Raw genomic sequence first — 21991 nt, forward strand, 5'->3', positions numbered from 1 at the left:
CGCCCCGGAGAATCTGTCTCACATGTGAGACAGTGGCGCCATGGACGGTTTTTCGGCCTCGCGCCCGGCGCCGTCCCCCGCCCTCGATCAAGGCCTGCGGATCCTCGCCCACCTCGCGACGCAGCGCGGCCCGGTCGCGGCGAGCGCGATCGCGGGTGCGCTCGACCTGCCGCGGTCGACCGTCTACCGGCTGCTCGGGGTCATGGCCGAGCGGGGCTTCGTGGTCCACCTCGCGGAGCAGCGCCTCTACGGACTCGGGCTGGTCGCCTACGAGCTCAGCTCGGGGTTCGCGCGCCAGCAGCCGCTCGCGCGCCTGGGCGCGCCGGTGCTCGGCGGGCTGGTCGACCGGGCGGGGGAGTCGGGGCACCTGGCGGTGCTGCACGGGACGGACGTGGTGTACATCGTCGAGGAGCGGGCGCCGCGGCGGCCCACCCTGGTCACGGACGTGGGGGTGCGCCTCCCGGCGCTCGCGACCGCCACCGGGAGGGCGATCCTGGCGGCGCTGCCCGACGCGCAGCGGCGCGCGGTGTTCCCCGGGCGTGCGGCCTTCGAGGCCGTGCCGGAGGGCTCGCCGCGGTCGCCGGCCGAGCTCAGGGAGCTGGTGCGCCTGACGCGCGAGCGGGGCTTCGCCGAGGAGGACGGGTCGGTCACGCCCGGGCTCGCGTCCGTCGCGGTGGCGGTGCGCGACCACACCGGATGGCCGGTCGCGGCGATCGCGGTCACCTTCCCCTCCGAGCGCGATCCGGCGTCGCGCGAGGCCCTGGTGGGAGAGGTCGCGCGCGCGGCCACGGAGCTCGAACGGCGCGTCGGCGGCGCGCGGCGCTGAAGCGGCGCCCGCATCGTCCCACCCACCCCCTCGCATCGTCCCGCCCACCCACCCGGCGCGCTGCGGGGATGTGAGTGCCGCTCCTGCCCGATCCGCGCGCGCTGCGGGGAAGTCCGCGACGCTCAGTTCCCCGCAGGAGGCTGCAACTCCGCGAAGGCGACGCTCAGTTCCCCGCAGGGGGATGGGGGAGGGGCGGGAGGCGACGCCACGTACCCTTGTCGGGTGCGTGTCCTGGCAGCCCTGTCCGGCGGAGTCGACTCCGCCGTCGCCGCCGCGCGCGCCAAGGACGCCGGCCACGACGTGGTCGGGGTGCACATGGCGCTGTCGCGGTCGCGCGCCGAGCACCGCGAGGGGTCCCGCGGATGCTGCTCGATCGAGGACGCGAACGACGCCCGCCGCGCCGCGGACAGGCTGGGCATCCCGTACTACGTGTGGGACCTGTCCGACGAGTTCCACGACACGGTGGTGAGCGACTTCCTGGCCGAGTACCAGGCCGGACGCACCCCGAACCCCTGCGTGCGCTGCAACGAGCACATCAAGTTCGACACCCTGCTCGAGCGCGGCCTGGCGCTCGGCTTCGACGCCGTGTGCACCGGCCACTACGCGCGCATCGACCTGCGCGAGGACGGCACGCGCGAGCTGCATCGCGCCGCCGACGCCGCGAAGGACCAGTCCTACGTGCTGGCCGTGATGGGGCCCGAGCGCCTCGCGCGGGCGATGTTCCCCCTCGGCACCGTGGCCTCGAAGGCGGAGGTGCGGGCGGAGGCGGTCGCGCGCGGCCTCGGCGTCTCGAACAAGCCGGACTCCTACGACATCTGCTTCGTCGCCGACGGCGACACCAAGGGCTTCCTCACCCGCGCCCTGGGGGAGCGACCGGGCGAGATCGTCGACGAGACGGGCGCGGTGGTCGGCGCGCACGAGGGCGCCTACGCCTTCACGGTGGGCCAGCGCAAGGGCCTGCGGCTGCCGCGCCCGGCCGCGGACGGCGCGCCGCGCTACGTCACCGGCATCGACACCGCGCGCAACGTCGTCACCGTGGGCCCGGAGACGCTGCTGAGCGTGCGCGAGCTGGTCGGCGAGGACGTCGTGTGGCTCGCGCCCGACGTGCCGTGCACGTCGGCGACGGCGGTCGAGGTGCAGGTGCGCGCCCACGGCGCGCCCGTCGCCGGGGTCGCGACGCGGGACGATGCCCGGGTCACGGTCACGCTCGAGGAACCGATGCGCGGGGTCGCCGCGGGGCAGTCCCTGGTGCTCTATCGGGGCTCCCGCGTGCTCGGGCAGGCGACCATCGCGCGCTGAGCGGCGCGCGCCTCAGCCGCCGTACGGCTCGAGGTCGGGCGACTGGACGTGCATGACCTCGCCCCAGGCGTCGGGCTCGCACGCCTCGGGGATGGTCATGGCGGAGGTCGGCGGCCCCCAGCCGCCGCCGGCGCTCACGGGGTCGCCGAGCGCGTAGTCGCGGCCGGCGTAGGTCAGGACGCGGCTGTCCGCGTCCCAGCTGGTGAGCGACCGTGAGAAGACCGGCACCGTGATGAGCCCGTCGGTCTCGCCCGCGCCGACGATACAGAGGCAGCCGTCGATGAGCTCGAGCGTCCCCTCCATGAGCGCCGAGTCGCCGCCGTCGGCGGGATCCCAGTCGTACCGCGCGACGGGGGAGTCGTCCGCGTCGAGGTCGCCGACGTCGTGCGCCGACCCGCACGACGCTAGGGCCACGAACGCGAGAGCCAGCCCGAGACCAGGGGCGATGCGTCGGTGCGTCATGCCCGCATCGTCCCCGGCGGTTGGCGCTCCTGTCCACCCCCGCGGCCCGGACAGCCCGCACGGAAATGGCGGCGGCACGCCGTTCGAGGGGTCCGTGTGGGCTCTCGTCGGCGGTGTGTCAGAGCCGGATCCGTGCGCACTGTCCGGGCCGGGGGTGAGGCGCGGGAAGCGGGGACGCGCGATCGTAACGTTTCGGCAACGAAGTGGCGGCGCACGTGAGACGCGGTTTGACAGCGCATGCGGCCGGTCATACGGTGGTGCCGATTCGAGAGAGCGCTCTCTCAGGGAGAGCGCTCTCAGAGGGTCGGCCATCCATTTGACGGACACAAAGGAGTGAACGTGAGCCTCTCACGTAAGGCATCGCTGGGCATGGTCGCGGGCACCGCGGCCTTCGCTATCGCACTGACCGGCTGCGGCGGGTCGAGCAGCCCCGAGGGCAGCTCGTCGGCCGACGGCGACACCACCGGGGGTGAGCCGGTCACCCTGACCGTCGCCACCTTCAACGACTTCGGCTACACGGACGCGCTGCTCCAGGAGTACATGGACGCGAACCCGAACGTCACGGTGGTCCAGAACATCGCGGCGACGTCGAACGACGCCCGCACCAACTACTTCGCCAAGCTGGGCGCCGGCGGCCTCGCGGACGTCGAGGCGATCGAGGTCGACTGGCTCCCCGAGGTCATGCAGTATGCGGACCTGGTCGAGGACCTGTCGAGCGCGGACGTCGAGGGCCGCTGGCTCGACTGGAAGACCGAGGCCGCGACCGACCCCGACGGCCGCCTGATCGGCTACGGCACCGACATCGGCCCCGAGGCGATCTGCTACGACGCCGCCAAGTTCGAGGCCGCGGGCCTCCCGACGGACCCGGCCGAGGTCGCGTCGCTCCTCGAGGGCGACTGGGCGCACTACTTCGAGGTCGGCGAGCAGTACCAGGCCGGCGGCGGTGGCGCGTGGTTCGAGTCCGCCAACGCGACCTACCAGGGCATGATCAACCAGGTCGCCGCGGCCTACGAGGACCCGGACACCGGTGAGATCATCGCCACCGACAACGCCGAGGTCAAGGACCTGTTCATGCAGGTCACCGAGGCCGCGGGCGACCTGTCCGCGCACCTCCCGCAGTGGTCGGACGACTGGTTCGCCGGTCTCGCGCAGTCCGAGTTCGCCACCCTCCTGTGCCCGGGCTGGATGCTCGGCGTGGTCCAGGGGGCGGCCCCCGACACGACCACCTGGAACGTCGCGGACGTCTTCCCCGGCGGCGGCGGCAACTGGGGCGGCTCGTACCTGACCGTCCCGTCCTCGGGTGAGAACCTCGAGGAGGCCAAGAAGCTCGCCGCGTGGCTGACCGCCCCGGAGCAGCAGCTCAAGGCCCTCGCAGCCGCGGGCACGTTCCCGAGCCAGACCGACGCGCTGGCCGACCTGGACGCGATCAACGCCGCGTTCGCCTCGGGCGACTCGCCCACCAAGGCGGAGTACTTCAACACGGACTCGCTCGGCGACATCTTCTCCAGCCGTGCCGACGCCGTGTCGGTCGCCCCGTTCAAGGGGGAGTTCTACTTCCAGGTGAACGACATCATCCAGAACGCGCTCACCCGCGTCGAGGACGGTTCGCAGGACGCTACCACCTCGTGGGACCAGGCGGTCGCCGAGATCTCCGCGCTCGGCTGATGACCTGACCGGTCCGGGTCGCCTCCGCCACGGCGGGGGCGACCCGGACCGCGAGGCCGGCATCACGTCCTAGGAAGAAGAGACCCTCCTCATGACCACCACCCCTGTGCGGCGCGAGACCCGCTCGCTGACCGCGCGACAGCGGCTCGGCAGGCTCGACGTCAAGCTGTCGCCGTACCTCTACATCGCGCCGTTCTTCATCGTCTTCGGCATCGTCGGCATCTTCCCGATCCTCTACACGGCGTACATCTCGCTGCAGGACTGGGACCTGGTGCGCAACACCGGCGAGTACATCGGCTTCGAGCACTTCACGTGGGTGCTGCAGGATCGCGAGTTCTGGATCGCCCTGCGCAACACGTTCTCGATCTTCCTGCTGTCCTCGGTGCCGCAGATCCTGGTCGCGACCTTCATCGCCTACCAGCTCGACCACAACCTTCGCGCGAAGACCTTCTGGCGCATGGGCGTGCTGCTGCCCTACGTGGTGGCACCGGTGGCCGTGGCGCTGATCTTCTCCAACATGTTCGGCGACAAGTACGGCCTGGTGAACACGGTCCTGAACGACCTCGGCCTGAACAGCATCCTGTGGCACACGGACGTGATCCCCAGCCATATCGCGATCGCGACCATGGTCAACTTCCGCTGGACGGGCTACAACGCCCTGATCCTGCTCGCCGCGATGCAGGCCATCCCGCGCGACCTCTACGAGGCGGCGGCGATCGACGGCGCCAGCTCCCTCCGCCGGTTCTTCTCCGTCACGGTGCCGCAGATCCGGCCCACGCTGATCTTCGTGATCCTGACCTCGACCATCGGCGGCCTGCAGATCTTCGACGAGCCCCGCATGTACGACCAGACCGGCACCGGCGGCGCGAACAAGCAGTGGCTGACGCTGACGATGTACCTCTACAACACCGGCTGGGGCAAGTTCGACTTCGGCCGTGCCGCCGCGATCGCCTGGATCCTCTTCCTCATCATCGTGGCGTTCTCCCTGATCAACTTCTTCATCACCCGCCGGCTCGTCGCCGACGACGCGAGCGGAGGCAAGCGATGAGCACCGCGACCACCACCCCCACGCCGGTCACGGCGGAGCCCCAGGCGCCCGCGCCCAAGCGTCGGTTCCGCTCGACCGCCATCACGTCGCGCCGGCCCGGCTGGTTCACCTACGGGTCGCTCGGCATCGTCCTCGTCGCCGCGATCTTCCCGTTCTACTGGTCCTTCCTGATCGGTTCGGGCGACCAGTCGACGATCTACCGCGACCTCACGTGGATCCCGGGCGGCAACTTCCTCGCCAACGCCGCGACCGTGATCGACAACCCCGCGATCAACTTCTGGAAGGCGCTGTCGAACTCGGTGATCGTCTCGACCACCACCGCGGTGTCGACCGTGGTGCTGTCGACGCTCGCCGGCTACGCGTTCGCGAAGCTCCGCTTCAAGGGCTCGGGCCCGCTGCTGGTCGCCGTGATCGCGACCATGGCGGTCCCCGTCCAGCTCGGCGTGGTGCCGCTGTACATCCTCATGCAGGAGTACGGATGGACCGGCCACCTGGGCGCGGTGATCGTGCCGGGCCTCATCACGGCCTTCGGCGTGTTCTGGATGACCCAGTACCTGCAGCAGTCGCTCCCGACCGAGCTGATCGAGGCGGCACGTGTCGACGGCTGCTCGATGATCCGCACGTTCTGGCATGTAGGCCTGCCCGCGGCGCGACCGGCGGCCTCGATGCTGTTCCTGTTCACGTTCGTGACCAGCTGGAACAACTTCTTCTGGCCGTTCATCGTGCTCGACCAGCAGAACCCGACGCTGCCCGTCGCGCTGTCGCTGCTGCAGGCGAACTACTTCGTCGACTACTCGCTGGTCCTCGCCGGCGTGCTGCTCGCGACGGTCCCGCTGATCCTGCTGTTCATCTTCACCGGACGGCAGCTGGTCTCGGGCATCATGCAGGGGGCCGTCAAGGGCTGACGGGCTCCTGCCCCACGAACCGTTTCCGCGCCATGGGGCCGTCTGGAACGATGGTCCCATGGCTGCGGGCAAGGGAACGAGTGACATGACGACGACGTCACGGGCTCACGCCCCCACGCTCGAGGCGGTCGCCGCGCGGGCGGGAGTCTCGCGCGCGACGGTCTCGCGCGTCGTCAACGGCTCGCCGACGGTCTCCGCGCCGATCGCCGAGGCCGTGCGGCAGGCCATCACGGAGCTCGGCTACGTGCCCAACCGCGCCGCGCGCTCGCTCGCGAGCCAGCGCGCGCAGGCGATCGCGCTGATCGTCCCCGAGGATGTCGGGCGGTTCTTCGGCGACCTGTTCATCTCGGACGTGGTGGCGGGCATCGACGAGCGGCTCGAGGACAGCGACTACGTGCTCAACCTCATGATCGCGAACCACGACCCGACCGGGAAGACGATGCGCTACCTCGCGGGCGGCGCGGTGGACGGCGCGATCGTCGTGTCGCACCACACGAGCGACAAGTTCCTCGGCCGCCTGGTCGAGACTCTGCCCGTCGTGTTCTCCGGCCGCTCCACCATGGGGGACGACCAGGTCAACGTGGTCGACGTCGACAACCGCCACGGCGGATGGCTGGCGACGCGCCGCCTGATCGAGCGCGGCTGCCGGCGGATCGGCATCATCACCGGACCCTTGACGATGCAGGGCGCGACCGACCGCCTGGCCGGCTGGCGGGACGCGCTCGACGAGGCAGGGCTCGAGCCCGGCCCGGTCGCCGACGGCGACTTCACGATGGTGGGCGGGGTGCGCGCGATGCGCGAGATCCTCGACACCCATGGGCACGTCGACGGGATGTTCATCTCCTCGGACCTGATGGCCTCCGGCGCGATCCCGGTGCTGCTGTCCCGTGGTCTGCGGGTGCCGGAGGACGTCGCCGTGGTCGGCTTCGACGACAGCTCGGCGGCGACGAGCACGGCGGTGCAGCTCACCACCGTGCGACAGCCGTCCCGCGAGATGGGGCGGCTCATGGCGCAGATGCTGTTCGACGTTCTCGACGGCCGCATCGCGAGCCCGAACGAGCTGATCCTGCCGACCGAGCTCGTGGTGCGCGACTCCGCCTGAGCGCCCGGCGCGGTCAGCGCGGCGCGAGCCCGTCCATGAGCAGCCGCCACGAGGCGGCCGCGCGCGCGTGTCGGGCGCCGGGCGGCGTGGTGGTGATCACGGCGGTCACGAGCCCGACCGCGAGCATCAGGTCGTCCATGGTGGCGTCCCGGCGCACCTCGCCGGCGGCGATCGCGCGCTCGAGCACGGGCTGCAGCGCGAGGCGGATGCGGCGCGTGAGCTCGCGCTGCGCGGGAGCCTCCTCGTCGACCGCGAACAGTGCGATCACGGCGGCGGAGCCCTCGATCTGATGGGTGATGAGGTCGGTGACCTCCCGCAGGCGCGCGTCGGGGCGGGCGGCCAGCTCCTCCACGGCCTCCATGTTCTGGTCGAACACGGCCATGGCGATCGCCTCGCGGGTGGGGAAGTGGCGGTACAGCACCGCCTGGCCCACGCCCGCGGTGCGCGCGATCGCGGACAGCGGCGCCCGCGCGCCCTGCTCCGAGAACACCTCGCGCGCCGCAGCGAGCAGCGCCGCGCGGTTCTCCGCCGCCGCTCCTGGTCCCCGGTTGGTTCTCACCGCCATGAGACGAATCTATAGTGGAACCTATCCGGACAACGATGTCCGGACCTGGCTCAGCGCGGAGCCGACGCCGTCGGCGGTCGCGCCCGATCAAGGAGCACGCATGTCCCCCACCAGCACCTCCCTCACCGGCCTCAGCGGCGACACCAAGATCGCCGACTGGCTCTCCCACCCGTACGGCGGCCCCGTGATCCGCCAGATGCTCGTCGACTCGGGCCAGAGCGAGAAGGCGATGAACCCCGTCAAGCGCTTCTCGATGAACAAGCTCATCAAGATCAGCGGCGGACGCTTCACCCAGGACACGCTCGACGACCTGATCGCGCGGGCGGAGGCGGCCGCGGCCGCCGATACCGGCGCGCCCGCGGCGCCCGCCGGCGCCGTCGACGAGGCCCCGAGCGCCGCGCCCGAGGCTCCCGAGCAGCCCGACTGGGAGGAGCGGATCACCGAGGGCCGCTTCGCCGGGCAGACCGTCGTGGTGACGGGGGCGGGCTCCGGCATCGGCCGCGCCACCGCGTCGCGCGTCGCCCGCGAGGGCGGCCGCGTGATCGCGCTCGACATCTCCGCGGACCGGCTGACCGCGTTCGCGGCCGAGCACGACGGCCTCGACATCACCACGGTCACGGCCGACGTCACCAAGGACGAGGACATCGCGCGGGTGCTCGAGGCGGCGGGCGGTGCCATCGACTCGCTCGCGAACGTCGCGGGGATCATGGACAACATGACCCCGCTCCACGAGGTCTCGGACGAGGTCTGGGAGCGCGTGTTCGCGGTCAACGTCGTCGGTCTCATGAAGCTGTCGCGGGCCGTGCTGCCCCGCATGCTCGAGGCCGGCCGCGGGTCGATCGTCAACATCGCCTCCGAGGCCGGCCTGCGCGGCTCCGCGGCGGGCGTCGCCTACACGGCGTCGAAGCACGCGGTGGTCGGGATCACGCGGTCGAGCTCCTTCATGTACGGCCCGAGCGGCATCCGGGTCAACGCGGTGGCGCCCGGCGGCGTCATCACCAACATCGAGGCGCGGTTCGACTCCACGCTCGGCCAGGACCGCGTGATGGGGGCCCTGGCCGTCGCCCCGCCGCCGGTGACCGCGGACCAGCTCGCGGCGTCGATCTGCTTCCTCCTGAGCGACGACGGCGTCAACCTCAACGGCGTGATCCTCCCGTCCGACGGGGGCTGGTCGGCGATCTGAGCCACCGCATCGTCCCGCCGAAGGCCCCCGGAGCGTGTCCGGGGGCCTTCGCTACGGTGGTCGCATGATCCTCACGCATCGCGGCAAGTCCCCGACCATCGATCCGACCGCGACGGTGGCGCCCACCGCCGTCGTCTGCGGGGACGTCCGCGTCGGGCCCGGCGCACGCATCCTGCACGGCGCCGTGCTGACGGCGGAGGACGGCCACGTCAGCGTGGGCGAGGACACGGTGGTGATGGAGAACGCGCTGGTCAAGGCGCGTGCGGGTCATGACGTCCGGATCGGCGACGCCGTGGTGATCGGGCCCCATGTCCACGTCAACGGGGCCGAGGTGGGCGACGAGTGCTTCATCGCGACCGGCGCGGCGATCTTCCCCGGCGCGGTGATCGAGCACGGGTGCGAGGTGCGGATCCGTGGCGTGGTGCAGGTCAACACGCGGCTCACGACCGGGACCGTCCTGCCCATCGGATGGATCGCCGTGGGCACCCCCGCGGCCATGCTGCCCCCCGAGCGCCACGAGGAGGTCTGGGCCATCCAGCAGGACCTCGACTTCTCGGGCACCGTGTACGGCGTCGACCGCACCACGTCCATGCGCGAGCTGCTGCGACGCCAGAGCGAGTTCTACGGGGCGCACGCGGACGACGAGGTCATCGGCTGAGGTTCCCCTCGCCGGGAGGCCGGCACGACGCGAGCGAGGCCCCGAGGGCGCGTCCCTCGGGGCCTCGCGGCGTCCCCGGACTCGTGCCGCCGGGGGCGGGCCGGGCGACGGTCTCGATCCGCCGCCGTCCGGTCACGTCAGTCGGTGCTGACCTCGATGCGGCGCGGCTTGGCCGACTCGGCCTTGGGCACCGTCACCGTGAGCAGCCCGTCCTTGTAGGTCGCGGCGACCTTGTCGGGGTCGACGCGGTCGGGCAGGCGCACCGCGCGGTGGAAGCGTCCGAAGCGCCTCTCGACGCGCCGGAAGCCCTCGGCGTTCTTCTCCTCGTAGAAGTCGCGCTTGCCGGAGACGGTGAGCACGTTCTCCTCGAGGGACACGTCGACCTCGTCGGGCTTCACCCCGGGCAGCTCCACGTGCATGGTGAAGCCGTCCTCGGTCTCCTCGACGTCGAGGGCGGGGCTGAAGGCGCCGGACAGGGTGGTGTCGGTGTCGCCGAGGAACTGCTGGACGATCCGCTGGAAATCGTCCGGCCACGGCGTCGCGGCTGAAGCCGGAACGGAGCGACGGAGAACCTCTCGTGCCATGATCTGACCTCCTGAACAGGACTCGTGGCCCGGGAGGGATGGCGCCCTCTCGGGCGAGCGCGGGATGCGCTCCGCCTTCAGGATAAGACTTGAGCGGCCTGGACTCAAGTCTTGTTCCACCCCTCTCCGGACGGTCCGCACGGATCTCGCCGGGACACGCCGTCCGGGGACCGCGCGGACCTGCGACACGCCGCGGAACCAGGACCGACTCCGTGCGGAGCGTCCGAGGGCGGGCGGGGCGGCGGGGCGCGGAAGTGCCGCCGGCGGGGCCGGGAGTAGTCTCGGGACACCGACGTCGGCCGCCGCCGGGCGGCCCGGTCGCAGCGAGAGGGGCCCCATGGCCGACTTCGATGGCATCCTCCAGCCGGGGGACCGGGTCCCCGACGGCGCGCGCTACCTGCCCGCGGACCCGGCGCTCGTCCACTGGGGCCGGCTGCCGCGCCGCGGCGACGCCGCCGTCATGGCGGTGGACCCCGGCGAGGAGCTGGTGGTCGACACCGTGAGCCACGAGGGCATCCTCGCGGACCAGGGCTCCGACCCCGTCGGATTCTTCGGTGGCCACGGGGTCGACCGGGAGGGCGTCCTGGACGACGCGGTCGCGATCGCTGCGACCCGGACGCGCGAGGCGGCGGACGGACCGCACGTGGTCACGGGGCCCATCGAGGTGCGGGGCGCCCGGCCGGGCGACCTGCTCGCGATCACCCTGCTCGACGCCACCCCGCGCGTCGACTACGGGGTCATCTCGAACCGGCACGGGCGCGGAGCCCTGCCGGGCGAGTTCCCGCAGGCCCCGGGGGAGGTGAGCGTGTTCAGCCCGATCGCGCGGGACGATGCGGAGGGCGAGGACGGCGGCGGATGGACCGGTCGGCTGCCTCTCACCCCGGACGGCGAGCGCGTGGTGCGGTTCCCGCTCGCCCCGTTCCTCGGGATCATGGGCGTGGCCACCGATACCAGCGAGCGCGCTCACTCGGTACCTCCGGGCGCGCACGGCGGCAACATCGACATCCGCCACCTCACCGCCGGTGCCACCCTCTACATCCCGGTCCAGGTGCCGGGCGCGCTGGCCTACGTGGGTGATCCGCATTTCGCGCAGGGTCACGGCGAGGTCTCGCTCACCGCGCTCGAGGCCTCGCTGCGCGCCCGGATCCGGCTCGACCTGATCGACGCCACCGCGGCGGCGCGCGACTTCGGCGATCTCGCCTCGCCGCTCGCCGCGGACGCGACCCATCTGATGCCCACCGGCCTCGACGAGGACCTCGACGAGGCGATGCGGGCCTGCGTCCGCCAGGCCATCGCCCTGCTGGGCGCGCGCTACGGGATGGCCCCTCACCTCGCCTACGCCTACCTGTCCGCCGCGACGGACTTCGAGATCTCCCAGGTGGTGGACCTGGTCAAGGGCGTCCACGCCCGCATCCGCCGCTCCGACTTCGAGGGGGTCGCCCGTGCCTGAGCCGATCATCCATGTGGCGGGAGCGGCTCCCGCTCCCGCTGGCCTGGTCGACGCCGTGCTCGGCTACGAGGCGGCCCTGATCGCCGACGACCTCGACGCGCTGGCGGACTTCTTCGAACCCGGTCCCGACACCGTGCGTGCCGACCGCTCGGGTGTGCTCGCCGGGCACGACCGCATCACCGGCTTCCGCGGCCGCCGCGGCGGGATCGGGGCGCGACGCGTGGTCGAGATGCGGATCCACCCGGTCGACCTCCACTCCGCGCACGTGGTGACCGTCAACGCACCCGCCGCGGGCGGCCGTGGGGCCGTGTCGCAGCTGTGGCGCCGTGCCGCGGACGGCGCCTGGCGCGTCGCCGCCGCGCATGTGTCGGCGCCCGCGCCGGCGCTCGACCGCTCCATCTGGCGCGAGATCGGCTCGCCGCTGGTGCCGGGCAGCCCGGACGGGCCCCTCGCCGGTCACACCGTCGCGGTCAAGGACCTGTTCGCGGTCGAGGGCCGGCGCATCGGGGTCGGGGTGAAGGCGTTCCTCGCCGAGGCGCCGGTGCAGCACGCGAACGCCCCCGCGGTGCAGGCGCTGCTCGACGCGGGAGCGGATGTGCTCGGCATCGCGCAGACCGATCAGTTCGCCTACTCCGTCGCGGGGCTCAACCCCGACTACGGGACCCCGCCGAACGGCGCGGTCCCCGGGGCGATCCCCGGCGGATCGAGCTCCGGTCCCGCGAGCGCGGTCGCGCTCGGCCACGCGACCATCGGGCTCGGCTCGGACACCGCCGGCTCGATCCGTGTGCCGGCCTCCTATCAGGGACTCTGGGGTCTGCGGCCGACGCACGGGGCCGTGAGCCTCGAGGGCGTCCATCCGCTCGCGCCCCGGTACGACACCGCGGGCTGGCTCACCCGCGACGGCGGGACGATGCGCACGGTGGCCGAGGCCTGCCTGGTCGGGCGTCCCGCGGTGGCGCCCGCGACGCGGCTGGTCGCCGCCCCGGCGGTCGGGATGGCGTGCGCACCCGAGGTGCGCGCCGCGTTCCACGCCGCGCTCGAGCGGCTGGTCGAGGGCGGGCGGGAGATCTCGCCGGTCGACGTCCCGGACCTGGGCGAGCTCCTGATGGCGTTCCGCGTGACGCAGTCCGCGGAGGCGTGGCGCAGCGACGGCGACTGGGTCGCGTCGCACCCGGGCGCGCTCGCACCCGACGTCCAGGCGCGCTTCGACTGGGCGCGCGACGTCACGCCCGAGCGCGAGCAGGACGCCCTGGCGGACGTCACGCGCCTGGCGATCGCGATCGAGGAGTCGCTCGGCGACTCGGTGCTGCTGCTGCCGTCCGCCGCCTCCGCAGCCCCGTCCCTGGACGCGGACGAGTCGACGCTCGAGTCGCGGCGGCAGGCGACCCTGAGCATGACCGCCATCGCGGGGCTCACGGGACGTCCGGGGCTCTCCGTCCCGCTGCTCCACACCCCCGGGGGGCCGGTCGGGCTGTGCCTGGTCGGTCCCAAGGACTCGGAGCGCGCCCTGGTCGCCCTCGGTCTCGCCCTGGAGCGCGAGCTCGCGCCGTAACAACGGCGTCACACCCGTCCGTCACACTGTGTAGGTCACATCAACATTCCCGGAGGCGCGCATGTCCCTGCCCGGCCCGATCGATCCGCCCGCCCGGCTGCTCATGGGCCCCGGCCCGATCACCGCCGACCCGCGGGTGCTGCGGGCCATGTCCGCGCAGCTGGTCGGCCAGTACGACCCGTTCATGACCGACGCGATGAACGAGGTCATGGGGCTGTACCGGCAGGTGTTCGTCACCGGGAACCAGCAGACGCTCCTGATCGACTCGACCGCCCGCGGTGCGATCGAGGCCGCGCTGGTGTCGCTGCTCGAACCCGGGGACCGCGTGCTCGTCCCCGTCATGGGACGCTTCGGGCACCTGCTCGTGGAGATCGCCCAGCGGTGCGGAGCGGAGGTCCACACGGTCGACATCGAGTGGGGCCGGATCGCCGAGCTCGACGTCATCGAGGCCGCCCTCGAGCGCGTGCGTCCGACGCTGCTCGCGACGGTTCACGGCGACACCTCGACCACGGTGCTGCAGCCCTTCGACGGGCTCAAGGAGCTGTGCGAACGGTACGACTGCCTGCTGTACGCGGACGTCACCGCGACCATCGGCGGCAACCCGTTCCTCACCGACGACTGGGGCGTGGACGCCGCGACCGGCGGCCTGCAGAAGTGCCTCGGCGGGCCCTCGGGCTCCGCGCCGGCCACCTTCTCCGCGCGCGCGGTCGAGGTGATCGAGCGGCGCAAGTCGATCGAGGCCGGCATCCGCGCCGAGGGCGACGCCGTCGCGGCGCACCCGATCCGGTCGAACTACTTCGATCTGGGCATGATCTTCGACTACTGGTCGTCGCGCCGCCTCAACCACCACACCGAGGCCACCACCATGCTCTACGGGGCGCGCGAGTGCGCGCGGCTGGTGCTCGAGGAGGGGCTGGAGGCCTACCAGGCGCGTCACGCCCTCCACGGGCGGGCGATGCTCGCGGGCGTCCAGGGGCTCGGCCTCGAGGTGTTCGGTGATCTCGAGCACAAGATGGCGAATATCGTCGGCGTCGTCATCCCCGACGGCGTCGACGGCGAGACCGTCCGCGGCACGATGCTGGCGGACTTCGGCATCGAGATCGGCACCTCCTTCGGGCCGCTCGCGGGCAGGGTGTGGCGGATCGGGACCATGGGGTACAACGCCCGGACCGACGCCGTCCTCACCACGCTGAGCGCCCTCGAGACCGTGCTGCGCCGCGTCGGCGTCGCGGTGCCGACGGGCGGCGGCGTCGACGCCGCGTACGACGCCTACGGCACGGCGGCATGACCCGCGCCGACCAGGCGACCGCGGTCGACGCCGCTGAGGTGCTCGCGCGGTGCGACCACCTCGGCACCCTGACCGCCGTGCCCGGCATCATCCACCGCGCCTACCTCACGCCGGAGCACGCGGCGGCGAACGCGGCGACCGCCGCGTGGATGGCCGCCGCCGGCATGGACACCTGGACCGACGCCGCGGGCAACATCGTCGGACGCTACGAGGGCGCGGACCCGGAGGCGCCGGTGCTGCTGCTCGGCTCGCACCTGGACACCGTCCCGAACGCCGGCCGCTACGACGGTCCGCTAGGGGTGATGCTCGCGATCGCGGTGGTCGCCCGGCTCCACGAGCGCGGCGAGCGCCTGCCGTTCCCGATCGAGGTCATCGGCTTCGGCGACGAGGAAGGGACGCGCTTCGGCTCGACCCTGCTCGGCTCGCGCGCGGTCGCCGGCACCTGGGACGCGCGCTGGTGGGAGCTCCGCGACGCCGAGGGCGTGACCCTGGTCGAGGCGTTCCAGACCTTCGGGCTGGACCCGTCGCGCGTCGGCGAGGCCGCCCGCGACCCGCAGCGGGTGCTCGGCTACCTCGAGGCCCACATCGAGCAGGGGCCGTACCTCGAGGAGGCAGGGCGACCCCTGGGCGTGGTGTCCGCGATCGCGGGAGCGCATCGTTTCCAGCTCACCATCACCGGCAAGGCCGGCCACGCGGGCGGCGTCCCGATGGACCGCCGGCGCGACGCGCTCGTGGGTGCGTCGCAGGCGGTGCTCGACATCGAGCGGCTCGCCCGCGAGATGGACTGCGTCGCGACCGTGGGGATGATCGAGGTGGCGCCGGGCGCGGCCAACGTGATCCCCGGCGAGGCGAGCTTCTCGCTCGACGTGCGCGCCGCGACGGATGAGGGGCGTGACGCCTGCTGGCGTGCGATCCAGGACGCGATCCAGGAGTTCTGCCAGGAGCGACGCCTGGTCCTGTCCATCGAGGAGACGCACTCGGCGCCCGCGGAGGCGCCCGCACCGCGCCTGGTCGACGCCGTCCGCGCGGGGATCGCCGCGACCGGCGACGACGACCCGCTGGTGCTCCTGTCGAAGGCGGGCCATGACGCGATGGCGATCGCCGCGATGACCGACTGGGCGATGCTGTTCATCGCGTGCGCCGGCGGCGTGAGCCACCACCCCGCCGAGGCCGTCACGGAGGCCGATGTCGCGGCCGCTCTCGACGCCTTCGAGGCCGCGGTGGTGAGCCTCGTGCGATAGCGGCGGTACAGTCGAGTCCTCATCGAGTGAGGGGCACATCGTGAGGACTCTGGTGGAGGAGCGCGGCCGCGTGAGCGTGGTCCGGCGCGGCAACCTCCGCTGGCACGTCGCCGGACAGGTCATGGTCGGCGCCTACCTGCTGCTCCTGGTGCGCAGCGTGCTGCTGGTCAAGGGCGGCGCGATGATCCTCACGGTGCTGCCGCTGGTCGCGGGCGGGGCCATGGCGCTGCTGGTGCCGGGGATCGTCGTGATCCTGATGGTGGGGCGCGACGGGCGCACCCGCGTCGCCGAGATCGTGCGCGAGACGCCGTTGTCCGACGGAGTGCTGCTCACCGTCAAGGACGTCTCGGGCAAGGTCCGTGAGTACCTGGTGACCCGCGAGCTGGCGGACCGCTGCCGCGCGGCGATGCGTCGCGGGAGCGCGCGGCGCAACCCGCGCTGAGCGGGTGCTACTGCGCGTCGACGTCGTCGGCGGCGCCGAGCCCGGTGCAGTCGACCTCCGTCACGTGGTGCGCGCTCAGGTAGTGCGCCGCGCCGCGCGAGCCGCCGACCGTGGCGAGCAGCGGCCCGAGGTGCGCCCCGCCCACGAGCACCGGGTGTCCCGGGCTGCCACCGTCGTTGGCACGGGCCAGGACCGTCGGGTCGCCCGTCCACAGGGCGGCGACGCGGGTGACCGCCTCGGGCTCCAGGTGCGGCAGGTCCACGAGCGTCACCAGCACGGCCTGCGCGTGCACCGCGCGCGCCACCTCGATCCCGGCGTGAAGGCTCGCGCCGATGCCCTCGCGCCAGCGCTCCGCGACCACGCCGTGGGCCCCGTGAGGCAGCAGGTGGCGCGCCTCCTCGGCGCCCGCGCCCAGCACGGCGATGACCGTGGAGCAGCCGGCGTCCGCGAGCAGCCCGCACGCGCGCGGGAGCCAGGCCCCCGCATCGTCCCGTGCCAGGGCCTTCGGCATGCCGAAACGGGTGCCCGCACCCGCGGCGAGCACCACCCCGACCAGGCCTTCCGCCATGTCTCGCATCCTAGGATGGAAGCATGATCGAACCCACTCGGAACGACCTCCTCACGTGCCTGCGAGTCGAGCGCTGGGCGGACACGGTGGCGTCGCGCGCGTACGGGGGCATGCTCGAGCTCGAGCGGGCCGCCGTCTCGGCCGCGACGCCGTTGACGCCCACGGAGATCGAGGAGGCGCTCGCGGCGCACCCGCGGATCGGGGATCGCCGCGAGGGCGAGGATGCGGAGGCGCGGTTCTCGCGCGCCGAGCAGGCGTCCTCGGAGTCCGAGGACGAGGCGCTCGCGGCGCACCTGGCGGACCTGAACGCGCTGTACGAGAAGCGGTTCGGGCGCGTGTTCCTCATCCGCGCGGCCGGGCGGTCGCGTGCGGAGATCGTCGCCGAGCTCGAGAGGAGGCTCGGCAACGACGACGTGGCCGAGCTCGCGGAGGTCGCCGACCAGCTGCGCGGCATCGCCCTGCTGCGCCTGCGCCAGATCTATGGAGGTGAGTCATGAGCCACGTGACCACGCATGTGCTGGATTCCGTCCACGGCCGCCCCGCGGCCGGGCTGAGCGTGCGGCTGCTGCACGGCGACGTCGAGGTCGCCACGGGGGTGACGGACGCCGACGGCCGGGTGTCCTCCCTGGGTCCCGATCAGCTCCACGAGGGCACGTACCAGCTGGTCTTCGCCACGGGCGCCTGGTTCGCGGACCGCGGCATCGCGACGTTCTACCCCGAGGTGCGCATCGCGTTCGGGGTCGACGGTGACCCGCACTATCACGTGCCGCTGCTCCTCAGCCCCTTCGGGTACTCGACGTACCGGGGCTCCTGAGCGGACCCGCACGCCCCCGGTCCACCGGCGGGGCCGGATGTCCGACCACCCCATGAAGCGATTCGTGTCGGACTCCCCGCCGGAACGGTCCCCATGAAGGGAATCCGGACGGCCCGAGGGTAGTTGACGCGTCCAGGAATGGAGCCGGAGTCGTGTACGTTCTGCGGGCATGACTATCGAGATCGAGATCTGGTCGGACATCGCGTGCCCCTGGTGCTACCTGGGCAAGAGGCGGCTCGAGGAGGCCATCAGCGCCTCGGGCGACGACGTCGCCGTCCGGTACCGCAGCTTCCAGCTCGACCCCACCATCCCCGCCGGTCAGGCGACCCCGCACGCCGAGGCCCTCGCGAAGAAGTTCAACACGACGCCGGACCGTGTCAAGGAGATGAACGGCCGGCTCGAGTCGCTCGGCGCCGAGGCCGGCATCGCCTACGACTTCGACCGGTACATGTCGACCAACACCCGCGACGCTCACCGCGTGCTGCATCTCGCGCACGCGCACGGGCTCGGCGCGCAGATGAAGGAGCGCCTGATGAAGGCGCAGTTCTCCGAGGGTGCCGTGGTCTCCGACGCGGACACCCTGGTGGCGCTCGCGACCGAGGTGGGGCTGGACGCGGACCTGGTGCGCGGCGTGCTCGACTCCGACGCGTACGACGCCGATGTCCAGGCCGACATCGACCAGGCCGCGGCCTACGGTGCGACCGGGGTGCCGTTCTTCGTGTTCGACCGTGCGTTCGCGGTGTCCGGCGCCCAGCCGGTCGAGACCTTCGCCCTCGCGCTGTCCAAGGCGCGCGAGGCGCGCGAGTCCGCGACCGTGTGACGCGACGAGGGGCCGGGTCCCGTCGGACCCGGCCCCTCGTGTCAGTCCCGCGGGACTACGAACGGTTCGCGCGGTAGTACGCGATCAGCGCCTGGGTGGACGCGTCCTGCGCGGCGAGCGCCGCATCGTCGCCCTCGATGGCCGGGGCGATCTCGAGGGCGAGCTTCTTGCCCAGCTCGACGCCCCACTGGTCGAACGCGTTGATGCCCCACACCACCGACTGGGTGAAGGTGATGTGCTCGTACAGTGCGATGAGCTGGCCCAGCACCGACGGCGTGAGCGACGGCGCGAAGATCGAGGTGGTCGGGCGGTTGCCGGCGAAGGTGCGCGCGGCGACCAGGGCGCCGGTGGTGCCCTCCGCCTCGACCTCCTCGGCCGTCTTGCCGAAGGCGAGTGCCTTGGTCTGCGCAAGGAAGTTCGCGAGGAACAGCGCGTGGACGTCCTGGCCGCCGTCCTCGAGCGGGTACGCGGGGTTGACCACCGCGATGAAGTCCGCCGGGATCAGCTTGGTGCCCTGGTGGATCAGCTGGTAGAAGGCGTGCTGGCCGTTGGTGCCGGGCTCGCCCCAGAAGATCTCGCCGGTCTCGGTGGTGACGGGGGTGCCGTCCCACTTCACGGACTTGCCGTTGGACTCCATGGTGAGCTGCTGGAGGTACGCGGCGAACCGGTGCAGCTGCTGGGCATAGGGCAGCACCGCGTGCGACTGGGCGCCCAGGAAGTTGACGTACCAGACGTTGAGCAGGCCCATGAGGACGGGCACGTTCTCCTCGAGCGGGGTCTCGGCGACGTGGCGGTCGACAGCGTGGAAGCCGGCGAGCAGCTCGCGGAACACGTCCGGGCCGAGCGAGATGGCGAGCGACAGGCCGATCGCCGAGTCGACCGAGTAGCGGCCGCCCACCCAGTCCCAGAAGCCGAATGCGTTGGTCGGGTCGATGCCGAAGGCCGCGACCTTGTCCAGCGCGGTGGAGACGGCGACGAAGTGGTGGGCGACGGCGGCGTCCTTCTCCGCGTCGGTCGAGACGGGCACGCCTGCGGCGCCCAGCGTCTCCCACAGCCAGTCGCGCGCGAGGCGTGCGTTGGTGAGCGTCTCGAGGGTGGTGAACGTCTTCGAGGCGACGATGAACAGCGTGGTCTCGGGGTCGAGGCCCTTGACCTTCTGGCCCATGTCCGTGGGGTCGATGTTCGACACGAAGCGCGTCTCGATGCCCGCGGTCGCGTACGGCTCGAGGGCCTCGTAGACCATGACGGGCCCGAGGTCCGAGCCGCCGATCCCGATGTTGACGATGTGCGTGACCTTCTTGCCGGTGACGCCCTTCCACTCGCCGGAGCGGACCCGGGTGGCGAACGCGTCGATCGCGCTCAGCACGGACTGGACGTCCGTGTCGACGTCCTGGCCGTCCACGACCAGCGCGGGCTGTGCGCCCGCCGGGCGACGGAGCGCGGTGTGCAGCACCGCGCGGTCCTCGGTCGTGTTGATGTGCTCCCCGGCGAGCATGGCCGCGTAGCGCGAGGCGACGCCGGTCTCCTCGGCGAGCTTGACCAGCGACGCGAGGATCTCGTCGGTGACGAGGTTCTTCGACAGGTCGACATGGAGGTCCGCGAGGGGGAGCGAGAAACGCTCGACGCGGGTCGCGTCCTCGGCGAACCAGGCGCGGAGGTCGGGGGCGAATCCGTCCTTGAGGGCGGAGAGCTCGGCCCAGGCGGACGTGGTCGTGGGATCGATGGGTGCAGTCACGGTTGCCAGGCTAGTCCGAGTCGGGACGATGCGCGTAGGACCTGGGTGGGGCGGCGTCAGGCGGACTCGGTCGCCCGGGCATCGGTCCTCGCCGCGGCATCGGCGGCGCCGCGCGGCGCGAGCGTCTGGATCACGACGGCGGCTCCGACGAGCGCCGCCGCGAGCGGCATCGCGAAGTTGTGCAGCACCGCCGTCACGATCCCGAACACGTGCAGCGCGGGCTCGGCGTTGAAGCCCACCACGTCCTGGAACCAGACCAGCAGGTTGGTGCCGTAGACGGACATCAGCACGCCCACGGCGAGCAGCACCCCTGCCCAGATCAGGCACCTCTTGGCGACCGGATGCATGTGAACCCCCCCCTCGTACACGCCGTCCTGTGGAGCCTACAGCTCCGGCGTGACCGCCCGCCTGCCCTGGACGTAGACGCCCGCGATCGCGGGCTGACGCATCCCGACCAGCAGCGTGAAGAGCTCCTCGAGCGTGGCCTGCTCCTCGTCGTCGGCGCGGATGCCCATCGACAGCATCCCCTCGAGCGGCTCCCAGCGGGACGTCTCGATCAGCAGGAAGTCCGCATCCTTGCCCACGTCGAGGTTGCCGAACGCATGCTCCATGTCGAGGGCCCGCGCGCCCGCGAGCGTGGCGGCGAACAGCAGCTCCGCGGGGTGGAGGGCGGTCCCCGCGTCGCCCTCCTCCGAGATGTGGACCTTGTAGGCGTCGCCCGCGACGCGGGAGATCAGCCACTCGTCGCCGGCCCCGATGTCCGTGCCCAGCGCGATGTTGACGCCGGCCGCGACGGTCGCCCGCCACGGCATCGTCCCGGAGCCGAGGAACAGCTGGGAGGTCGGGCAGTGGGCGATGGACGTCCCCGTCTCCGCCATGCGGTCGAGCTCCCGCGGCTGACAGTGCACCGCGTGCGCGAGGGTGGAGCGGCGCCCGAGCAGCGTGTGCCCGCCGGTCTTCGAGCCGGGTAGGAAGCGGCCGTCGTAGGTGTCGAGGTACGCCTCGACGCCGTAGCTCCCGAGCACGGCCGCGATCTCGCCGTCGCCCTTGCGGTTGTTCTCGTTGAGATGGCTGTGGAAGTACACGCCGTCGCCGCGCGCGTGGTCGTACAGCTCGCCCAGCGCGGCCAGCGTGCGCGGCGTGACGGACAGCGAGAAGCGCGGCACGACACCCACCTGGATCCGCGCGGTGCGCGGGTCGCCGGTGTCGATCGCGTGCCACCGGTCGATCTCCTCGGCGGTGAGCCGGATCGCGTCCCCCTCGGACGTGATCAGGGACGATGCGGCCGCCGGCCCCACCGTCTGGATGCCGCGCCCGGAGACGATGCGGAGGCCGGCGGCGTCGGTCCACCGGTACAGGGCGTCCTGAGCGACCGGGAAGGCGGAGCCGAACACCATCGCGGCGGTGGTGCCGGCGGCGATGCGGCGGCGGGTGAAGTAGCGCGCGGCGCGGTCCGCGAACTCCGGGTCCGCGAACTGCGACTCGGTGGGGAAGATGCAGTGGTCGAGCCACTCGAGCAGCTGGCCCCCGCCGTGCGCCGCGGTCGCGTACGACTGCGGGTAGTGCAGGTGGCTGTCGACGAATCCCGGGAGCAGGTAGTCGGCGCGGGTCACGGGCGCGTCGGCGAAGGCGTCGGGCAGGTCCGCCCACGGGCCCAGGTGGACGATGCGGCCGTCGCCGTCGACGACCAGCGCGCCGTCGGGGTGGCTGACGAGGGCCCGGTCGACCTGGTCCTGCGCGGGCGAGCCGGCGATGTGGAAGATGTGCGCCCGATAGACGTGCAT

At 72.3% G+C, this 21991-nt stretch carries 23 protein-coding genes; 16 read left to right on the plus strand and 7 right to left on the minus strand.

From position 1 onward, the window contains the following. Positions 1–40: 40 nt before the first annotated feature. On the plus strand, positions 41–826 hold the full coding sequence (locus tag QQX13_RS05630; RefSeq protein WP_301152755.1) for an IclR family transcriptional regulator: 786 nt from the start codon (positions 41–43) through the stop codon (positions 824–826). A gap of 222 nt (positions 827–1048) precedes the next feature. Next, on the plus strand, positions 1049–2125 hold the full coding sequence (gene mnmA / locus QQX13_RS05635) for a tRNA 2-thiouridine(34) synthase MnmA (protein ID WP_301152756.1): 1077 nt from the start codon (positions 1049–1051) through the stop codon (positions 2123–2125). Between the two features lie 12 nt (positions 2126–2137). Here mnmA and QQX13_RS05640 read toward each other — a convergent pair whose 3' ends face one another. After that, positions 2138–2587 carry a hypothetical protein gene (locus QQX13_RS05640; RefSeq protein ID WP_301152757.1) on the minus strand — a complete coding sequence of 150 codons (450 nt, stop codon included), beginning with the start codon at positions 2585–2587 and terminating at the stop codon, positions 2138–2140. 369 nt (positions 2588–2956) lie between these two features. On the opposite strand from QQX13_RS05640, the gene QQX13_RS05645 reads away from it, so the two are divergent. From QQX13_RS05645 to QQX13_RS05660, 4 genes are all read left to right on the plus strand, one after another. Further along, positions 2957–4252: an ABC transporter substrate-binding protein gene (locus QQX13_RS05645; protein WP_301121235.1), complete on the plus strand. Its 1296-nt coding sequence runs from the start codon at positions 2957–2959 to the stop codon at positions 4250–4252. A 91-nt stretch (positions 4253–4343) separates the two neighbouring features. After that, the gene (locus QQX13_RS05650) at positions 4344–5300 is read left to right on the plus strand and encodes a carbohydrate ABC transporter permease (protein ID WP_301121036.1); all 957 of its coding nucleotides are present in this window, start codon (positions 4344–4346) and stop codon (positions 5298–5300) included. Beyond that, positions 5297–6205 carry a carbohydrate ABC transporter permease gene (locus QQX13_RS05655; protein ID WP_301152758.1) on the plus strand — a complete coding sequence of 303 codons (909 nt, stop codon included), beginning with the start codon at positions 5297–5299 and terminating at the stop codon, positions 6203–6205. Before QQX13_RS05650 ends, QQX13_RS05655 begins: the two co-directional genes overlap by 4 nt. An 85-nt stretch (positions 6206–6290) precedes the next feature. Continuing rightward, complete coding sequence (locus QQX13_RS05660) at positions 6291–7307, plus strand: LacI family DNA-binding transcriptional regulator (protein WP_301121040.1); 1017 nt, start codon at positions 6291–6293, stop codon at positions 7305–7307. A gap of 13 nt (positions 7308–7320) precedes the next feature. On the opposite strand, the gene QQX13_RS05665 is transcribed toward QQX13_RS05660, so the two are convergent. Beyond that, on the minus strand, positions 7321–7872 hold the full coding sequence (locus QQX13_RS05665) for a TetR family transcriptional regulator (RefSeq protein WP_301152759.1): 552 nt from the start codon (positions 7870–7872) through the stop codon (positions 7321–7323). Between the two features lie 100 nt (positions 7873–7972). Between QQX13_RS05665 and QQX13_RS05670 the strand changes: the two genes are divergently transcribed. Both QQX13_RS05670 and QQX13_RS05675 read left to right on the plus strand, forming a co-directional pair. Next, positions 7973–9055, plus strand: a complete 1083-nt coding sequence (locus tag QQX13_RS05670) for an SDR family NAD(P)-dependent oxidoreductase (RefSeq protein WP_301152760.1) — start codon at positions 7973–7975, stop codon at positions 9053–9055. 64 nt (positions 9056–9119) lie between these two features. Further along, complete coding sequence (locus QQX13_RS05675) at positions 9120–9713, plus strand: gamma carbonic anhydrase family protein (protein WP_301121049.1); 594 nt, start codon at positions 9120–9122, stop codon at positions 9711–9713. Positions 9714–9850: 137 nt separating this feature from the next. On the opposite strand, the gene QQX13_RS05680 is transcribed toward QQX13_RS05675, so the two are convergent. Beyond that, positions 9851–10297 carry an Hsp20/alpha crystallin family protein gene (locus QQX13_RS05680; RefSeq protein ID WP_301121054.1) on the minus strand — a complete coding sequence of 149 codons (447 nt, stop codon included), beginning with the start codon at positions 10295–10297 and terminating at the stop codon, positions 9851–9853. Between the two features lie 337 nt (positions 10298–10634). Here QQX13_RS05680 and QQX13_RS05685 point away from each other — a divergent pair, with 337 nt between their 5' ends. The 5 genes from QQX13_RS05685 to QQX13_RS05705 all read left to right on the plus strand — a co-directional run bounded on the left by QQX13_RS05685 (position 10635) and on the right by QQX13_RS05705 (position 16270). Continuing rightward, a complete protein-coding gene (locus QQX13_RS05685; RefSeq protein ID WP_301152761.1) occupies positions 10635–11747 on the plus strand; it encodes an acetamidase/formamidase family protein in 1113 nt (370 codons plus the stop codon). Then, positions 11740–13299 carry an AtzH-like domain-containing protein gene (locus QQX13_RS05690; protein ID WP_301152762.1) on the plus strand — a complete coding sequence of 520 codons (1560 nt, stop codon included), beginning with the start codon at positions 11740–11742 and terminating at the stop codon, positions 13297–13299. The genes QQX13_RS05685 and QQX13_RS05690 overlap by 8 nt, the downstream gene beginning before the upstream one ends. Positions 13300–13360: 61 nt before the next feature. Beyond that, positions 13361–14587, plus strand: a complete 1227-nt coding sequence (locus QQX13_RS05695; RefSeq protein ID WP_301152763.1) for a pyridoxal-phosphate-dependent aminotransferase family protein — start codon at positions 13361–13363, stop codon at positions 14585–14587. Then, entirely contained in the window at positions 14584–15828 is a 1245-nt protein-coding gene (locus QQX13_RS05700) for an allantoate amidohydrolase (protein WP_301152764.1), read from the plus strand. The genes QQX13_RS05695 and QQX13_RS05700 overlap by 4 nt, the downstream gene beginning before the upstream one ends. Positions 15829–15868: 40 nt before the next feature. Next, positions 15869–16270, plus strand: a complete 402-nt coding sequence (locus QQX13_RS05705) for a hypothetical protein (RefSeq protein WP_301121069.1) — start codon at positions 15869–15871, stop codon at positions 16268–16270. A 7-nt stretch (positions 16271–16277) separates the two neighbouring features. On the opposite strand, the gene QQX13_RS05710 is transcribed toward QQX13_RS05705, so the two are convergent. Next, complete coding sequence (locus tag QQX13_RS05710) at positions 16278–16838, minus strand: nucleotidyltransferase family protein (RefSeq protein ID WP_301121071.1); 561 nt, start codon at positions 16836–16838, stop codon at positions 16278–16280. Positions 16839–16861: 23 nt separating this feature from the next. On the opposite strand from QQX13_RS05710, the gene uraD reads away from it, so the two are divergent. The 3 genes from uraD (at position 16862) to QQX13_RS05725 (ending at position 18472) form a co-directional block, all read left to right on the plus strand. Next, a complete protein-coding gene (uraD, locus tag QQX13_RS05715; RefSeq protein WP_301121073.1) occupies positions 16862–17335 on the plus strand; it encodes a 2-oxo-4-hydroxy-4-carboxy-5-ureidoimidazoline decarboxylase in 474 nt (157 codons plus the stop codon). Then, positions 17332–17652 carry a hydroxyisourate hydrolase gene (gene uraH / locus QQX13_RS05720; protein ID WP_301121075.1) on the plus strand — a complete coding sequence of 107 codons (321 nt, stop codon included), beginning with the start codon at positions 17332–17334 and terminating at the stop codon, positions 17650–17652. The genes uraD and uraH overlap by 4 nt, the downstream gene beginning before the upstream one ends. Positions 17653–17821: 169 nt before the next feature. Further along, the gene (locus QQX13_RS05725; protein WP_301121077.1) at positions 17822–18472 is read left to right on the plus strand and encodes a DsbA family oxidoreductase; all 651 of its coding nucleotides are present in this window, start codon (positions 17822–17824) and stop codon (positions 18470–18472) included. A 55-nt stretch (positions 18473–18527) separates the two neighbouring features. On the opposite strand, the gene pgi is transcribed toward QQX13_RS05725, so the two are convergent. Genes pgi through QQX13_RS05740 form a run of 3 tightly spaced genes read right to left on the minus strand, consistent with a single transcriptional unit; the run spans position 18528 to position 21991 of the window. Further along, on the minus strand, positions 18528–20207 hold the full coding sequence (pgi, locus tag QQX13_RS05730; RefSeq protein ID WP_301152765.1) for a glucose-6-phosphate isomerase: 1680 nt from the start codon (positions 20205–20207) through the stop codon (positions 18528–18530). Between the two features lie 56 nt (positions 20208–20263). After that, complete coding sequence (locus tag QQX13_RS05735; RefSeq protein ID WP_301121081.1) at positions 20264–20554, minus strand: hypothetical protein; 291 nt, start codon at positions 20552–20554, stop codon at positions 20264–20266. A gap of 36 nt (positions 20555–20590) precedes the next feature. Then, positions 20591–21991 carry an amidohydrolase family protein gene (locus QQX13_RS05740; protein WP_301152766.1) on the minus strand — a complete coding sequence of 467 codons (1401 nt, stop codon included), beginning with the start codon at positions 21989–21991 and terminating at the stop codon, positions 20591–20593.

The organism is Demequina lignilytica (assembly GCF_030418375.1).
GTDB lineage: Bacteria > Actinomycetota > Actinomycetes > Actinomycetales > Demequinaceae > Demequina > Demequina lignilytica.

What these genes read in the sequence shown, in the direction of transcription:
- uraH (WP_301121075.1), top strand. Translation starts at nt 17,332, where the DNA reads ATGAGCCACGTGACCACGCATGTGCTGGATTCCGTCCACGGCCGCCCC.
- QQX13_RS05695 (WP_301152763.1), top strand. Translation starts at nt 13,361, where the DNA reads ATGTCCCTGCCCGGCCCGATCGATCCGCCCGCCCGGCTGCTCATGGGC.
- QQX13_RS05675 (WP_301121049.1), top strand. Translation starts at nt 9,120, where the DNA reads ATGATCCTCACGCATCGCGGCAAGTCCCCGACCATCGATCCGACCGCG.
- QQX13_RS05735 (WP_301121081.1), bottom strand. Translation starts at nt 20,554, where the DNA reads ATGCATCCGGTCGCCAAGAGGTGCCTGATCTGGGCAGGGGTGCTGCTC.
- QQX13_RS05660 (WP_301121040.1), top strand. Translation starts at nt 6,291, where the DNA reads ATGACGACGACGTCACGGGCTCACGCCCCCACGCTCGAGGCGGTCGCC.
- QQX13_RS05710 (WP_301121071.1), bottom strand. Translation starts at nt 16,838, where the DNA reads ATGGCGGAAGGCCTGGTCGGGGTGGTGCTCGCCGCGGGTGCGGGCACC.
- uraD (WP_301121073.1), top strand. Translation starts at nt 16,862, where the DNA reads ATGATCGAACCCACTCGGAACGACCTCCTCACGTGCCTGCGAGTCGAG.
- QQX13_RS05650 (WP_301121036.1), top strand. Translation starts at nt 4,344, where the DNA reads ATGACCACCACCCCTGTGCGGCGCGAGACCCGCTCGCTGACCGCGCGA.
- QQX13_RS05700 (WP_301152764.1), top strand. Translation starts at nt 14,584, where the DNA reads ATGACCCGCGCCGACCAGGCGACCGCGGTCGACGCCGCTGAGGTGCTC.
- QQX13_RS05680 (WP_301121054.1), bottom strand. Translation starts at nt 10,297, where the DNA reads ATGGCACGAGAGGTTCTCCGTCGCTCCGTTCCGGCTTCAGCCGCGACG.
- QQX13_RS05645 (WP_301121235.1), top strand. Translation starts at nt 2,957, where the DNA reads ATGGTCGCGGGCACCGCGGCCTTCGCTATCGCACTGACCGGCTGCGGC.
- QQX13_RS05725 (WP_301121077.1), top strand. Translation starts at nt 17,822, where the DNA reads ATGACTATCGAGATCGAGATCTGGTCGGACATCGCGTGCCCCTGGTGC.
- QQX13_RS05630 (WP_301152755.1), top strand. Translation starts at nt 41, where the DNA reads ATGGACGGTTTTTCGGCCTCGCGCCCGGCGCCGTCCCCCGCCCTCGAT.
- QQX13_RS05740 (WP_301152766.1), bottom strand. Translation starts at nt 21,991, where the DNA reads ATGCACGTCTATCGGGCGCACATCTTCCACATCGCCGGCTCGCCCGCG.
- QQX13_RS05685 (WP_301152761.1), top strand. Translation starts at nt 10,635, where the DNA reads ATGGCCGACTTCGATGGCATCCTCCAGCCGGGGGACCGGGTCCCCGAC.
- QQX13_RS05665 (WP_301152759.1), bottom strand. Translation starts at nt 7,872, where the DNA reads ATGGCGGTGAGAACCAACCGGGGACCAGGAGCGGCGGCGGAGAACCGC.
- QQX13_RS05640 (WP_301152757.1), bottom strand. Translation starts at nt 2,587, where the DNA reads ATGACGCACCGACGCATCGCCCCTGGTCTCGGGCTGGCTCTCGCGTTC.
- QQX13_RS05655 (WP_301152758.1), top strand. Translation starts at nt 5,297, where the DNA reads ATGAGCACCGCGACCACCACCCCCACGCCGGTCACGGCGGAGCCCCAG.
- QQX13_RS05670 (WP_301152760.1), top strand. Translation starts at nt 7,973, where the DNA reads ATGTCCCCCACCAGCACCTCCCTCACCGGCCTCAGCGGCGACACCAAG.